Source organism: Mesorhizobium sp. M1342 (genome assembly GCF_040317955.1).
Taxonomy (GTDB): domain Bacteria; phylum Pseudomonadota; class Alphaproteobacteria; order Rhizobiales; family Rhizobiaceae; genus Mesorhizobium.
Genome location: NZ_JAMYLI010000014.1, coordinates 22,555 through 37,572 on the forward strand (window position 1 = coordinate 22,555; position 15,018 = coordinate 37,572).

Genomic DNA, 15,018 nt, shown 5'->3' on the forward strand with positions numbered 1-15,018 from the left:
CTCAGCTTGCCCCGTACAGCATCTCGTCCTGCAGCCGGCGCAAGGCGAACAGCCTCGTCGTCTGGTCGGGCGATGCATTGTCGGCGGTCAGCAACTCGCCTTTCCTGACCGGTTTCAGCACCCTGCCGCCCTCGAGCAGACCGACCGGCACGGCGCGCTGGGCACGGGCTTCGCCGACGGTCATGGTCCAGGAACGGTAGCAGGTCTCGCCGATCGCATCGAAGGTCTCGGCGGCGGCAAGGTCGCGCTTGGCGACGGCGCACACTTCGGCCACCGGCCTCGGCAACGGCACCATGTCGGGCTTGCCGAAAAGCACGATGCGGGCGGCGGTCAGCGGCACCTCCAGCGACGTCAGATGATAGGGCCGGAACAGGCTGTAATAGGGGCCGTGGCCGATATGCAGATCGTCCATGCGCTCGATGATGCGCGGATGCGTCGCCTCGACGATGACGAAGACGCCAGGCGCGACGCCTTTGCCGACCGTGTAGTCGACGACGCCTTTCTTCAACAGCAGACCGCCATCCTCGCGCGGAATGAGCACCTTGGCGAGGTCGTCGCGGTCGGCCTTGGGGCCGTGCATGCCGGGCACATCGGGCACCAGCCCGGTGGCGTTGGCGATGGCGCACATCTCGACCATGGTCTTGGAGCCGTCGACGAACTCGACCAGCATGCGCGGGTTCATGTTGCGGCGGATCGCTTCGGCGCGATAGTCGTCCGGCACGGCATCGTGGTTGAGCGGGTTGTTCTTGCCCTTGCCGGCCGAGACGATGGTCAGCCCGAGTGCCGACGCAAACTCGATCAGTTCCATGCAGCTCGACGGCTCGTCGCCCGCACCCACCGAATAGACGACGCCAAGCCGGTCGGCCTGCTGCTTCAGATAGCAACCGATGGTGACGTCGGCCTCGACGTTCATCATCACAAGATGCTTGCCGTGCTCCATCGCCATGAGGTCGAAGTCGGCGGCGACACCCGGCTTGCCGGTGGCGTCGATGACGACGTCGATCAGCGGATTGGTGACCAGCATCTCGTTCGAGGTGATGGCGATCTTGCCGCTCTCGATGGCGCCGGTGACTTTCGACGCGGTGTCGGCTTCGACCGCCATGGCTTCATCGCCATAGGCGATGCGGATGGCATCGCGCGCGGTGTGCGGGCGGCGCGTCGAGACGGCGCAGATCGAAATGCCTGGCATCAGCATGCCTTGCGTGACCAGATCGGTGCCCATTTCGCCCGAGCCGATGACACCAATGCGCACCGGGCGGCCTTCGGCGGCACGCCTGGCGAGATCACGGGCAAGGCCGGTCAGGGCGACGTTGATCATGCAGGAATGTCCACAGCTTCGTGATTTGGGATCGGATAGCAGGGAACGGGTTCTATTTGCCAACGAAACCCGGTCGCGACCGGCAATTTCCACGAAATCGTCTCGGAAGGGACGTCCTTCGGGGCTCGATTGGCCGAAGCGCAACCAATTGACATCGCAGCGAACAACCCCAATAAAACATTCGTTTGTCAACAAAGGCAAATGTTCACCGACGCGACAGTCGGGAAGCATTCGCCTCTGGCGCAAATTGGGGAGTGTCTTTGCGCCACGGCGTCAAAGGCTGGATGGAGCATCATTGCGAGGCGTCGAGCGAAGGCTCGCGGCTCCAGGGGAGGAAAAATGGATACTGTTCTCGCGGGCCTCAAAGGGGCCATCGATACGCTTGGCCCGACGATCCTGCTGCCAATTGTCATTTTCATCATCGCCGTGGCTCTGGGCGCCAAGGTCAGCAAGGCTTTTCGCGCCGCCGTCACCATCGGCGTCGCCTTCATCGGCATCAATCTGGTGCTTGGCCTGATGTTCACGTCGATTGGCGATGTCGCCAAGGCCATCGTCACCAACACCGGCATTCATCGCGACATCATCGATGTCGGCTGGCCCTCCGCGGCCGCGATCGCCTTCGGCTCGTCGGTCGGCCTCTGGGTCATTCCGGTCGGCATCCTGGTCAATATCGTGCTGTTGCTGACACGCATGACGCGCACGCTCAATGTCGACGTCTGGAATTTCTGGCACTTTGCCTTTGTCGGCTCGCTGGTGGTCGCCGCAACCGACAATCTGGCCTATGGCATCGCGGTCGCAGCACTTGTCGCAGCACTCTCGCTGCTGTTCGCCGACTGGTCCGCGCGCGCGGTACAGCAGTTCTACGGCGTGCCCGGCATTTCGGTGCCGCATCTCGCCTCGGCACAGATTCTGCCGATCGCCATTGTGCTCAACTGGATCATGGACCGCATTCCCGGGATCAACCGCATCAACATCAACACGGACACGATCGAGCGCAGGTTCGGCGTGTTCGGCGAACCTGTCGTGATGGGCCTGATCATCGGCCTCGTGCTTGGTGCGATCGCCTTCTACAATGCGGGTGATCTCAGTGTGGTGCTGGCAAAGGTTCTGGGCACCGGCATGACGCTGGCCGCGGTGATGCTGCTGCTGCCGCGGATGGTCAAGATCCTGATGGAGGGGCTGATCCCCGTTTCCGACGCCGCACAGGCGTTCGTGCGCAAGCGCACCGGTGACCGAGAGCTTCTCGTTGGTCTAGATTCGGCGATCCTGATCGGCCATCCGGCCGCGATCTCGTCGTCGCTGATCCTTGTGCCGATCGCGATCATCCTGTCCATCATACTGCCGGGCAACCGCGTCATCCTGTTCGCCGACCTCGCGGTCATCCCCTTCATCGTCGCGATGACCGCGCCGCTGGTCAAAGGCAACGTGTTCCGCATGGTGGTGATCGGCACGGTGACGCTGGCCATCGGCTTCTACGTCGCCAACGCGCTGGCGCCGCTGTTCACAAGCGCTGCTGTCGCATCGGGCTTCAAGTTGCCGGCGGACGCGCTGCAGATCACCTCGGTGGTCGACGGCTTCCTGTGGGTGCCTTACGTGGTCATCGAGGCGATCCAGGGGATGGGGCTTGTCGGCATCATCGTGATCGCGGTGGTCATCGCGGCATTGTTTGTCCTCTACCGCCGCAATCCGCTCGGCTGGGAGCGGGCCGCGGGCGCCGAGGACGAGCCGGCCGAAGAGACGGCCTGACCTGATAGCGTCCACCCTTTAAACCGATCGTGCGCCCTTTCCGGGGCGCACGATTTCATCGACGGAGCAAAGAATGTCCGACGGCCTCATGCAGCTTCTGGACCCCGACGCGATCGTGCTCGGATCCGATGCCTCGACCAATGAGGAGATCATCCGCATCCTGGCGGGCCGGCTGGAGAGACTTGGCTATGTCAAAAGCAGCTATGCCGACGCGGTCGTGCGCCGCGAATTGACCATCCCGACCGGACTGCCGCTGGAACGCTCCGACAATGTCGCGGTGCCGCACACCGATCCGGAGCATGTGCTGAAGCCTGGCATCGCGATGGGCACATTGAAGCAACCAGTCACCTTCGCCAACATGGAGGATCCCGACGAGATGCTGCCGGTCGGCTTCGTCTTCCTGCTTGCCATCAACGACAAGGACAAGCAGATTGAGGCGCTGCAGGCCGTCATGGCCACCATCCAGAACCCGCAAGCCTTGGATGATTTGAGGTCGGCCAGAACCCTCGAAGACGTGCGAGCCGTACTCGGCTGAAACAAGGAGAAGCAGAGATGTCCAGACAGAAAACCATTCTCTTTGCCTGCGGCACGGGCATCGCCACCTCGACCGCGGTCAATGTCGCCGTCACCGAGGAAATGAAGAAACGCGGCCTCACCTTCAACGCCCAGCAGGCAAAGGCCACCGAAGTGCCTGGACTGGCCGACAATGTCGACTTCATCGTCGCAACCACACCGATCTCCGCTTCGGTGACCAAGCCGGTGATCAAGGGCCTCGCCTTCCTCACCGGCATCGGCAAGGACAAGGTGCTGGACGAGATCGAGGCGCAGTTGCGCAAATGACGGCACAGACGCTACGCGCAGGCTGACGCGGCTTCACACCACCCTGACATAGCTCGTCATTCCCGATTTCTGGTGCTCGATGATATGGCAGTGCAGCAGCCAATCGCCGGGATTGTCGGCGACGAAGCCGAGCTGAACCTTCTCGTTGGGCTGGATGAGATAGGTGTCGGAAATCGCAGGCTGAACCTGGCGCGTCGAGGATGACAGCACCTTGAAGCTCATGCCGTGCAGATGCATCGGATGGGATTGCGGCGTCAGGTTCTCCATGTCGATGACGTAGCTTTGGCCAAGCTTCAGTTCGGCCAGAGGCGCGGTCGGATCCTTGGTGTCGCCGGGCCACGGCACTTTGTTGATGGCCCAGAAACTGTAGCCAAGCGAACCGCAGATGCCATCGCTCGGGACGTTTTCCGCCGTGGCGCTCAGTGCCAGGGAAATATGCCTGGCGCTGGCGAGATCCACTTCCGCCACCGGATTGAGCTCCAGCGGCGCGAGATCGCGAATGTCCCGTTTGAGCGAGTTTCCAGTCGCACGCAGGGTCGCCAGGATTTTTGGCTTGGTGCCCCTGACGTCCCTCAAGCTGACGATCGCACCTTCCTCGTCGGGCATGCGTATGGCCAGCTCCATGCGCTGGCCGGGTCCAAGCAGCAAGGCATCGGGCGAAAAACGTTCAGGCACCGGATTGCCGTCGAGCGCCATGACACTCGCCTCCGCACCGTCGACGCGAAAAGCGTAGATGCGCGTGACGTCGGTGATGGCGACCCTGAGCCGCACCAGCCCTCCCGCCGGCGCGTCATATTGCGGCTGATCCAGCCAATTGGCGGTGCGCACCGTGCCGTAAGTGCCGGTTCTCGCGGCATCGCGCGGCCGGAACTGGTCGATGAACTGACCGTCGTCGCCGAGGCGCCAGTCGCGCAGGTTGAGGACGATTTCGGCATCGAATTTCGGGTCGTTGGGATTCTCGACCACGATCACGCCGGTCAGGCCATGGCCCATCTGCTCCAGTGTGTTGCAATGCGGGTGGTACCAGAAGGTGCCGGCGTCGGGCGGCGTGAAGGCGTAGTCGAAATGATCGCCGGTATAGACGTAGGGCTGGACCAGGAACGGCACGCCGTCCATCTTGTTTGGAACGCGAATGCCGTGCCAGTGGATAGTCGTCGGATCGTCGATCGCGTTGACAAGGCGTGCAGCGAAGGGCTCGCCCTTTTTCATTCTGAGCACGGGCGGCATTCCGGCGTTACCATAGGTCAGCACATCCCTGGTCTGGCCGACATCCATCAGCTTCGCCTGGATCTTTGCCGTCTGCAAAACCACCGGCTCAGTTGTGGCAGCTGCCAAGCCGCCAAGCCGACCCATGGCCGAAAGCCCGACCCCGCCCGCGCCGGCTATCGCTGCCGTTTTCAAAAGCCTGCGGCGTGTGAGTAAGGTCATTCGGCGCTCCAACTGCAAAGGCGACTGCCCGCGAAGGTGTAACCGCCGCGCCATGGATCACAAGCCGGGAACCCGCGCAAATTCTGTTGAGGGCATGCCGTCGCTATTCAGCCGCCTCGGCGTAGTGTGCCGGCACGTAGTTGAGGATGGGGCCAAGCCAGCGCTCGACCTCGGCCAAGGGCATTGCCTTGCGGCGTGCATAATCTTCGACCTGGTCGCGTTCGACCTTGGCGACGCCGAAATAGTAGCTTTCGGGATGCGACAGATAGATCCCCGACACGGACGAGCCCGGCCACATCGCATAGCTTTCGGTCAGGCTCACGCCCGCATTGCCCTCACCGTCAAGCAGCCGGAACAGCGTCGCCTTCTCGGTGTGATCCGGCTGCGCCGGATAGCCGGGCGCCGGACGGATGCCGCGGTAAGGTTCGCCGATCAGCTCGTCGGGCGCCAAGGCTTCGTCGGGAGTATAACCCCAGAATTCCTTGCGCACCTTCTCGTGCATGCGCTCGGCAAAGGCTTCGGCGAAGCGGTCCGCCAGCGCCTTGACCATGATCGACGAATAGTCGTCGTTCGCCCGCTCGAACCGTTCGGCGATCGCCACCTCCTCGATGCCGGCGGTGACGATGAAGCCGCCGATGTAGTCGGGCTTTCCGCTGTCGGCCGGCGCGACAAAATCCGACAGCGCGACATTGGCCTTGCCGTCGCGCTTGGTCAGTTGCTGGCGCAAGGTAAAGAAGGTCGCCAGTTCCTGCGACCGCTTTTCGTCCGTGAACAGCCTGATGTCGTCGCCGACGGCATTGGCCGGCCAGAAGCCGATGACGCCGCGCGGGGCGAACCATTTTTCGGCGATGATCTTTTTCAGCATCGCCTGCGCATCCTCGAACAGCTGGCGCGCGGCGGCGCCTTGCGCCTCGTCTTCGAGAATTTTGGGATAACGGCCCTTCAGCTCCCAGGTCTGGAAGAACGGCGTCCAATCGATGTAGCGCGCGAGTTCGGTGAGATCCCAGTTCTCGAACACCTTGACGCCGGTAAAAGACGGCTTCGGCGGCTCGTAGGCAGACCAGTCGATCCGGTGCGCATTGGCCCTCGCCTTGGCCAGCGGCAGCCGTTGCTTGTCGGCTTCGGAGCGGGCATGTGCATCCGCGACCTTCTTGTATTCGGTGCGCACCGTGTCGACATAGCCGCCCTTGCTCTCGTTCGACAGCAAGGACGACACGACGCCGACCGCCCGGCTGGCGTCGGTGACGTAGACCGTCTGCCCCTTGCTGTAGCGCGGGTGGATCTTCACCGCCGTGTGCACGCGGCTGGTCGTCGCGCCGCCGATCAGCAGCGGAATGTCGAAGCCTTCACGCTCCATCTCGGCGGCCATGTGCACCATTTCATCGAGGGATGGCGTGATCAGGCCGGACAGGCCGATGATGTCGACATTTTGGTCGCGCGCCGTCTGCAGGATTTTCGCTGCCGGCACCATGACGCCGAGATCGATGATCTCGTAATTGTTGCAGGCCAGCACGACGCCGACGATGTTCTTGCCAATATCGTGGACATCGCCCTTCACCGTCGCCATCAGGATCTTGCCCGCGGTCTGGCGTTCGCCATTGTCGATGCCGTTGGCGGCGTTGGCCACCTTCTCGGCCTCCATATGCGGCAGCAGCCCGGCCACCGCCTGCTTCATCACACGCGCCGACTTAACCACCTGCGGCAGGAACATCTTGCCCGCGCCGAACAGGTCGCCGACGACGTTCATGCCGGCCATCAGCGGGCCTTCGATGACATGGAGCGGGCGCTCGGCGGCAAGCCGCGCTTCCTCAGTGTCGGCGTCGATGAATTCGGTGATGCCGTTGACCAGTGCATGGCCGATCCGCTGTTCGACAGTCCATTCGCGCCAGGCGAGATCGCGCTCCTGCGCTTCCTTGCCGGCCGTGCCCTTGAAGCGTTCGGCGATCTCCAGCATGCGTTCGGTGGCGGTGCCGCCGGCCTTGGGCATGCGGTTGAGCACGACATCCTCGCAGGCTTCGCGCAGTGCCGGCTCGATCGTATCGTAGACGGCGAGCTGACCGGCATTGACGATGCCCATGTCCATGCCGCGCTGGATGGCATGGTAGAGGAACACGGCATGCATGGCCTCCCGCACCGGCTCGTTGCCGCGGAACGAGAAGGAGAGGTTCGACACACCGCCGGAAATGTGGACATGCGGCAGCGTCGCGGTGATCTCGCCCGCCGCCTCGATGAAGTCGACGCCGTAATTGTCGTGCTCCTCGATGCCGGTGGCGATGGCGAACACGTTCGGATCGAAGACGATGTCCTCGGGCGGGAAGCCGGCCTGTTCGGTCAAAAGCTTGTAGGCGCGGGTGCATATCTCCACCTTGCGCGCTTTGGTGTCGGCCTGGCCATCCTCGTCGAACGCCATGACGACCACGGCGGCGCCATAAGCGCGCACGAGCCTTGCATGATGCAGGAATGCCGCCTCGCCTTCCTTCATCGAGATGGAGTTGACCAGCGGCTTGCCCTGCACGCATTTCAGGCCAGCCTCGATGATCTCCCATTTGGAACTGTCGACCATGACCGGGACACGGGCGATGTCCGGTTCGGCGGCGATCAGGTTGAGATACTCCACCATCGCCTTCTTCGAATCGATCAGGCCTTCGTCCATATTGATGTCGATGATCTGCGCGCCATTGGCGACCTGGTCGCGCGCCACGTCGAGCGCGGCGACATAGTCACCCGCCGTGATCAGCTTCCTGAACTTGGCCGACCCGGTAACATTGGTGCGCTCGCCTACATTGACGAAGGGAATTTCGTCCGTCAGCGTGAACGGCTCCAACCCGGACAGGCGCATCTTGCGCTCGATGTCGGGAATGGCGCGTGGGGGATACTTTTTCACCGCCTCGGCGATGGCGCGGATGTGCTCGGGCGTCGAACCGCAGCAGCCGCCGACGACATTGACCAGTCCCTCGCGGGCAAACTCCTCGATCTGCGCGGCCATGAAGTCCGGGCTCTCGTCATACCGACCGAATTCATTGGGCAGGCCGGCATTCGGATAGGCGCAGGTGAAGGTGTTGGCGACGCCTGAAATCTCGGCCAGATGCGCGCGCATGGCGTTGGCGCCGAGCGCGCAGTTGAGGCCGATGGTGAACGGGCTGGCGTGGCGCACCGAATGCCAGAAGGCCGTCGGCGTCTGGCCCGACAGCGTGCGGCCGGAGAGGTCCGTGATGGTGCCCGAAATCATCACCGGCAGGCGCACGCCCTTCTCGATGAAGATCTCTTCCGCTGCAAAGATCGCCGCCTTGGCGTTCAGCGTGTCGAAGATGGTCTCTATCAGGATGATGTCGGCGCCACCGTCGATCAGGCCGCGCAGCTGCTCGCCATAGGCGAGGCGCAGATCGTCGAAGGTCACGGCGCGATAGCCGGGATTGTTGACGTCGGGCGACATCGAGGCGGTGCGGTTGGTCGGCCCGAGTGCACCGGCGACAAAGCGGCGCTTGCCGTCCTGCTGCTCGGCCCGAACAGCGGCGCGCCGCACCAGCCGCGCGCCATCGCGGTTCAGCGCGTAGACGGCATCCTCCATGCCGTAATCGGCCTGGGCGATCGAGGTCGAGGAGAAGGTGTTGGTTTCGAGGATATCGGCGCCTGCGATGGCGTATTGATAGTGAATCTCCTCGATCGCCTTCGGCTGCGTCAGGATCAGAAGATCGTTGTTGCCTTGCTGGTGGCAGGCGCAGCCGGCGAAGGCCTCGCCGCGAAACTGGTCCTCGTCAAAGCCGAGGCCCTGGATCTGCGTGCCCATGGCGCCATCGAGGATGAGGATGCGTTCGCGTGCTGCTGCCGTCAGCGCGGCAAGCACTTCCGAGCCGTCCGGTTTTGCCGCGACGGGGCCGAACAAATCGTCCAGCGATGCAGAATTCTGCGACATTTTTTATCCCTTTGGCGACAGGCCTTTTCATGTCACATAAGGATATCTTTATGTCAATATACGGTAGGTGCACGTGATTGTCACCCACCTGTCTCGAAGGCGGGGTCTGTGGCGCCGGTTTTCCGACGGACCTACGCTCTGTCGAAGCTTGCCAGGAAGCGGGCGAAGACCGGATTGAAGCGATCCGGCGAATCCCAGAACGGCGCGTGGCCGGATTTGTCGAGCAGATGGGCCTTGCCTTCCCATAGATTGGAGAATTTCACAGCGGAGACGAAATCGGTGTTGACGAATGGCTCGTCGATGCCGTTCAGAACGGCGATCGGCGGCGTCTTGCCGGCCACGATCTCGCGCTGGTTCCGCCCGGTGCCGGCCGCGAACTTTTCGAACATCAGGCGCCGCGCCCTTCCATCGGTGCGCGCCACCGTGTCGATGAGAAACGGCTCGAACGGCTCGCCGCAGGTGCTGCGCGCATAGGCCTGGACATCCGCGTCAGTGAAGGTTTCCTGCCCGGCAAGGTGCATATGCGGGCTCGGCTTGAAGCCGTTGCCGACCTCCTCGGGCGAGACGGGCGGCGTGCCGGTGATCATCAGGCCAAGCAGGCCGGGAAAGCGGTCGATCATCTCAAGCCCGATATGGCCGCCGAGCGACCAGCCGAAGACGATGGCCTTGTCGATGCCGAGCAGCCCGAGCACTTCGGTCATGGCGTCGGCATAGCCTTCCATGCTGTAGGAACGCTCCGGATCGATCGCATCGGCGGACGCTCCATGGCCGGGCAAGTCGGGAGCGATGAGATGGTAGCGCTCGCCCAACATGCTGTCCAACTGGTTGCGGAAAACGGCGCTGGAAGATGAATTGCCGTGGATCAGCATGACAGCGGTGCCTTCGCCACCGGTCTGGCGAACAGCGATCTTGCCGTGGCTGGTTTCAAGGGTCTTCTGCGAGATCGTCATTGTCCGCTCCGTCGGGAATTGCCCTGTTTTAACGCAGTTGCGCAGCAAAGCGCCACGGCTTCCATACCTTTGCGGGAACCATCTTCCCGGCTAGGTTGCGTTGAAAAATCCTTTTCAAATAAGAACAATTATGCGTAGATTGTCAATTATCCAACTCCCGATGAACGGGAGGAAAACAGGGAACAGCACGATGAAGCCCAAATCCGCCGCAAGTCGAATCCGCCATATGCTGATGAGCACGACGCTGATCGGCATGTTTGCCGTGTCAGGCGCCCCCGCCTTTGCCGAAATCGTCAAGATCGGCCTGCTTGCGCCGCTGACCGGCCCTGCCGCGGCGGACGGCCAGGAATTCCAGCGCGGCGTGCAGATGGCCATCGACGAGGCCAACGCAGCCGGCGGCGTTGCCGGGGATACGTTCGAACTGGTGGTCGGCGACGTCAAGGATCAGTCCGCCGGCAACGTCACCAGCGCGGTCGAGCGCCTGCTTGGCGATCCGGGCGTGCACTTCATGCTGACCGGCTATGCCAGCCTGACCAATTTCGAGATCGACAACATGGCCGAAGCGGAAATGCCTTACATGCTGGCGGCCACCTCGCAGCAGACCAGGGACATCATCGCGCCGAGCCCCGATAAATACATGTGCTGCTGGTCGCTGACGCCTTCCTTCGACGCCTACAACACCGACGTCACCCTGTTCGTCGAGAAGCTCGCGGCCGACGGCAAGATCACCTTGCCGACCAAGAAGGTCGCCATCATCTCGTCCGACAACGCTTATTCGAAGACCATCTCCGAAGGCATGAAGAAGACCTTCAAGGAGAAGGGCTGGACCATCACCGTCGACGAGATCGTGCCCTTCGGCGAAGTGACCGACTGGCGTTCGATCCTCGCCAAGGTGCGCGAGAACGTTCCCGACGTCGTCATCAACACCGACTATCTGCCGGGCAATTCGGCGTCCTTCCTGAACCAGTTCCTCGAGCAGCCGACCAAGAGCCTCGTCTTCCTGCAATACGCACCGAGCGTTCCGGAATTCGTCGAACTGACCGGCAAGAAGTCGGATGGTGTCATCTACAACCTGCTCGGCGGCGCGCTGACGACGCCGAAGAACCCGCGGGCCGACGAGGTGGCAGCCAAGTTCAAGGCAAAATACGGCGTCGAGAGCGGCACCTACGGCATCGGCCTCTACGAAATGACCAATGTCTATTTCGACGCGGTCAAGAAGGTCGGCGGCGCATCCGACCATGCGGCGATCATGAAGGCGCTGTCGGAGACCGACAAGCAGGTCGCCGAAGGGCGGCTGAAATTCGATCCCGCCACCCACCTTGCCACACAGGGCGACGACTACATCCCGATCACCTTCTTCCAGATTTGGGACGGCCAGCGCACGCTGATCTCTCCGGAGAAATACGCCACCGGCGCCTTCAAGCTCCAGCCCTGGATGAAGTAGGGAATGGCCCTGCTTGAACTGGACGACGTGTCGAAGGCCTTCGGTTCGCTGAAGGCCGTCGACGGCGTGTCGTTCAAGGTCGAGGCCGGCGAGATCTTCGGTATCGCCGGCCCGAACGGCAGCGGCAAGAGCACGCTGTTCAACATCATCACCGGCATCCCGTTCGGCCCCGACCGGGGCAACATCCGCTTTGACGGCATTGCCATAAACGGCAAATCGGGACACGCCATCGCGCGCCTCGGCCTCGCCCGCACGTTTCAGCGCGAGACCAGCTTCGACGGGCTGACCGTGTTCGAGAACGCGCTGATCGGCGCCAGTTACGGCAAGCAGGAAAAGACAGCGGCCACGGCCCGCAATGCCGCCGCCGAGGCGCTGGAGTTCGTCGGTCTGGGATCTCAGTCGTTCGGCCGGCTTGCCGGCGAATTATCCGTGTTCGAGCGCAAATGCCTGATGCTTGCCACCGCGATTGCCATGCAGCCGCGCATGCTCTTGCTCGACGAGCCGGCATCGAGCCTGACCAAGCCCGAGATCGAGACGTCGATCGGCCTGATCCGCCGCACCGCCGAGCGCGGCATCACCATCCTTCTGATCGAGCACGTGCTGACCTTCCTGATGAGCCTTTCGCAGCATCTGCTGGTGCTCAACAATGGCCGTGTCCTGGCCGCCGGCGATCCGGCAGGCGTAATCGCCGATCCGCGCGTCATCGAAGCCTACCTCGGCACGAGGAGGTCGGCGGCGTGAACCCCATTCTCAGCGTCGAAGGCGTCACCGCCGGCTATGGCCGCGTCACCGTGCTGCACGATATCTCGCTGGAGGCCGGCCGTTTCGGCAATGTCGGCCTGTTCGGCCCCAACGGCCATGGCAAGACGACGCTGCTGCGCGCAGTCTCCGGGCTGCTGCAGCCGAAGAGCGGCCGCATCCTGTTCGACGGGCAAGACATTGCCGGCCGCAGCGCACGCGCCATCGTCGGCGCCGGCCTGATCCATGTGCCGCAAGGCAACCGGCTGTTTCCCGATCTCTCGATCGCCGACTGCATGGCGCTCGGAGCCTATTCGCCGCGGGCCCGGCCGCATGAGGCGGAGAACCGCGAGAAGGTGATCAAGCTGTTTCCGAAACTGGCGGAACGCTGGCGCCAGCGCGTGCGCACATTGTCGGGCGGCGAGCGCCAGATGGTGTCGATCGGCACCGCGCTGATGAGCCATCCGCGCCTGCTGATCCTCGACGAGCCGACGCTGGGGCTGGCACCCAAGATCAAGGACGAACTCTGCGCCTCCGTCATGGACATTTCGCGCGGCGGCGTGCCGCTGATCGTCGTCGAGCAGGATATCGAATTTCTGCTGGAACTGACGCAGCAACTCTACCTCGTCAACCATGGCGCCGTTGCGACCGAGATCAAGCCGGGCGAAAGCCTCGACCACGGCGAGATCATGTCGATGTATTTTGGCCATTAGGAAAATCCGAAGATGAGCGCATTGGCGGAAATCCTGTTCGGCGGCCTGTTCCAGGGCTCGCTCTACGCCATGATGGCGGTTGGGCTCGCTCTCGTCTGGACGACGATCGGCGTGTTCAATTTCAGCCATGGCGTGTTCATGATGCTGGGCGCCTACATCGCCTGGCAGCTGGTCGAACTCGGCCTGCCGGCGGCGGTCGCCTTTCCCATCGCCGTCGTCGTCATGGCCGGCGTCGGCTGGATCCTGCAGGCGAGCGTCGTGCGGCCGCTGATCGGCCGACCCAACATCGTGCTGGTCGTCGTCATCACCACGCTGGCAGCCGGGTCGCTGATCGAGAACGGCGCGCTGACCATCTGGGGACCGCGCTCGAAGCAGATCCCGGCGCTGATCGCCGGCAACACCACCATCGGCGGCGTCGGCGTCTCCCTGCACCAGATCGCCATCATCGTCATCACGCCGCTGATCCTGACCGCACTTTGGATGTTCCTCAACCGCACGCGGCTCGGGCTGGCGCTGCGCGCCGTGGCGCAAAACGAAGATGCCAGCCACCTTGTCGGGCTGAACGTCACCGCGCTCTATGGGCTGGCCTTCGCCATCGCCGCTTCGCTCGCCGGGCTCGCCGGCATCTTCATGGGCGGCTACCGTTTCATGTCGCCGGTGATGGGCAGCGACCCGCTGCTCAAGGCGCTGATCGTCGTCGTCTTCGGCGGCATATCGAGCATATCGGGCCCGATCTTCGCCGCCTATCTGATCGGCTTCTTCGAGGCAGCCTGCAGCTATTATTTCGGCTTGTACTGGACGCCGGCGCTGCTGTTCGGCGTGCTCATCCTGACCCTGATGGTGCGCCCCGAGGGCATCTTCGCCAGCCGCTCCCGAGGCCTAGCATGACCGACACGACATCGCTGATCGCGCCTGGCCACGCCGAGGCGGCAACCCCGATCGCTCCAGGCCGCACGCCGTGGAAGCAGGAGGCCATCGGCTTCGTGCTCGGCTTCGCGCTGCTGGCGCTGCTGCCGCTGATCTTCGGTGACACCTATGCCCGCCACATCCTGATCATGGCCTTCATCTATGCGATCGTCGCCTCGAACTGGGATCTTAGCCTCGGCTATGGCGGCGTTTTCAATTTCGGCCATCTGGCGCTGTTCGGCATCGGCGTCTATGCCTACAGCCTGCTGACCAAGCTGGCCGAATTCGACCCGTGGATCGCGCTGTTTGCCAGCGGTGTCATCGCCACGCTGGCGGCGATCCTTGTGACCATCCCGATCCTGCGGCTGAAGGGCATCTACATCATCCTGGTCACTTTCGGCTTCGCGCAGCTGGTCATGCAGGTGATCATCAGCCAGTCCGCCATCACCGGCGGCACGCAAGGGCTGGTGCGCATTCCCGGACTTTACGTGTTCGACCACAATATGGTCCGTGACGGCAAGTCAGCCTATTTCTACATCGCGCTGGCGCTGCTGGTGGCGAGCACGCTGTTCCTGCGCGTGTTCGTGCGCTCACGCGCCGGGGCCAGTATCGTCGCCTTGCGCGACAATGAGGAATACGCCGTCAGCCGCGGCGTCTCGATCGTCCGCCAGCGCATGCTGACGCTTGCCGCGAGCGCCTTCTTCACCGGCATCGCCGGCGCCTTCTACGCCGCCTACCAGCGCAATGCCTCGATCGACGTCTTCGGCATGAGCCTGGCGACCATCATCCTGTCGATGGTGCTGCTCGGCGGCACCAGCACCATTTACGGCGCCATCATCGCTTCGTTCGTGCTGACGATCTTCGCCGAATGGATGGCCGATTTCGGTGCGTGGCGGCCGATGATCACGGCGGTGCTGATCATCGGCGTGATGCTGGCCTACCCGAGCGGCCTGGTCGGCATGATCAAGGCTTCATGGGGCGCCGTCGCCGGACGCCTGAAACGCCCGGCCTGACCGTTTCGG

12 protein-coding genes are annotated in these 15,018 nt (G+C 63.1%); 8 read left to right on the top strand and 4 right to left on the bottom strand.

The window, feature by feature from the left end; genetic code table 11:
* Position 1 precedes the first annotated feature (1 nt).
* On the bottom strand, positions 2 to 1,318 hold the full coding sequence (locus NKH06_RS16155; protein ID WP_352461267.1) for an NAD(P)H-dependent oxidoreductase: 1,317 nt from the start codon (positions 1,316 to 1,318) through the stop codon (positions 2 to 4).
* A 339-nt stretch (positions 1,319 to 1,657) separates the two neighbouring features.
* On the opposite strand from NKH06_RS16155, the gene NKH06_RS16160 reads away from it, so the two are divergent.
* From NKH06_RS16160 to NKH06_RS16170, 3 genes are all read left to right on the top strand, one after another.
* A complete protein-coding gene (locus NKH06_RS16160; RefSeq protein ID WP_128302666.1) occupies positions 1,658 to 3,064 on the top strand; it encodes a PTS galactitol transporter subunit IIC in 1,407 nt (468 codons plus the stop codon).
* 73 nt (positions 3,065 to 3,137) lie between these two features.
* Positions 3,138 to 3,599, top strand: a complete 462-nt coding sequence (locus tag NKH06_RS16165; RefSeq protein WP_127267974.1) for a PTS sugar transporter subunit IIA — start codon at positions 3,138 to 3,140, stop codon at positions 3,597 to 3,599.
* A gap of 17 nt (positions 3,600 to 3,616) precedes the next feature.
* Entirely contained in the window at positions 3,617 to 3,904 is a 288-nt protein-coding gene (locus tag NKH06_RS16170; protein ID WP_023809203.1) for a PTS sugar transporter subunit IIB, read from the top strand.
* A gap of 33 nt (positions 3,905 to 3,937) precedes the next feature.
* Here the strand turns inward: NKH06_RS16170 and NKH06_RS16175 are convergent, their stop codons facing one another.
* The 3 genes from NKH06_RS16175 to NKH06_RS16185 form a co-directional block, all read right to left on the bottom strand.
* Positions 3,938 to 5,332 (bottom strand): multicopper oxidase family protein, encoded by a 1,395-nt coding sequence (locus NKH06_RS16175; RefSeq protein WP_128302668.1) that lies wholly within the window; start codon positions 5,330 to 5,332, stop codon positions 3,938 to 3,940.
* A gap of 103 nt (positions 5,333 to 5,435) precedes the next feature.
* On the bottom strand, positions 5,436 to 9,245 hold the full coding sequence (metH, locus tag NKH06_RS16180) for a methionine synthase (RefSeq protein WP_352441058.1): 3,810 nt from the start codon (positions 9,243 to 9,245) through the stop codon (positions 5,436 to 5,438).
* Positions 9,246 to 9,376: 131 nt separating this feature from the next.
* Positions 9,377 to 10,195, bottom strand: a complete 819-nt coding sequence (locus NKH06_RS16185) for an alpha/beta fold hydrolase (RefSeq protein ID WP_352441060.1) — start codon at positions 10,193 to 10,195, stop codon at positions 9,377 to 9,379.
* A gap of 190 nt (positions 10,196 to 10,385) precedes the next feature.
* Between NKH06_RS16185 and NKH06_RS16190 the strand changes: the two genes are divergently transcribed.
* Genes NKH06_RS16190 through NKH06_RS16210 form a run of 5 tightly spaced genes read left to right on the top strand, consistent with a single transcriptional unit; the run spans position 10,386 to position 15,009 of the window.
* Entirely contained in the window at positions 10,386 to 11,639 is a 1,254-nt protein-coding gene (locus tag NKH06_RS16190; RefSeq protein ID WP_352441061.1) for an ABC transporter substrate-binding protein, read from the top strand.
* Between the two features lie 3 nt (positions 11,640 to 11,642).
* A complete protein-coding gene (locus NKH06_RS16195) occupies positions 11,643 to 12,380 on the top strand; it encodes an ABC transporter ATP-binding protein (RefSeq protein ID WP_352441062.1) in 738 nt (245 codons plus the stop codon).
* On the top strand, positions 12,377 to 13,090 hold the full coding sequence (locus tag NKH06_RS16200) for an ABC transporter ATP-binding protein (RefSeq protein WP_127269236.1): 714 nt from the start codon (positions 12,377 to 12,379) through the stop codon (positions 13,088 to 13,090). The genes NKH06_RS16195 and NKH06_RS16200 overlap by 4 nt, the downstream gene beginning before the upstream one ends.
* Before the next feature lie 12 nt (positions 13,091 to 13,102).
* The gene (locus tag NKH06_RS16205; RefSeq protein WP_352441064.1) at positions 13,103 to 13,978 is read left to right on the top strand and encodes a branched-chain amino acid ABC transporter permease; all 876 of its coding nucleotides are present in this window, start codon (positions 13,103 to 13,105) and stop codon (positions 13,976 to 13,978) included.
* The gene (locus NKH06_RS16210) at positions 13,975 to 15,009 is read left to right on the top strand and encodes a branched-chain amino acid ABC transporter permease (protein ID WP_352441065.1); all 1,035 of its coding nucleotides are present in this window, start codon (positions 13,975 to 13,977) and stop codon (positions 15,007 to 15,009) included. Before NKH06_RS16205 ends, NKH06_RS16210 begins: the two co-directional genes overlap by 4 nt.
* The last annotated feature ends 9 nt before the right edge of the window (positions 15,010 to 15,018 follow it).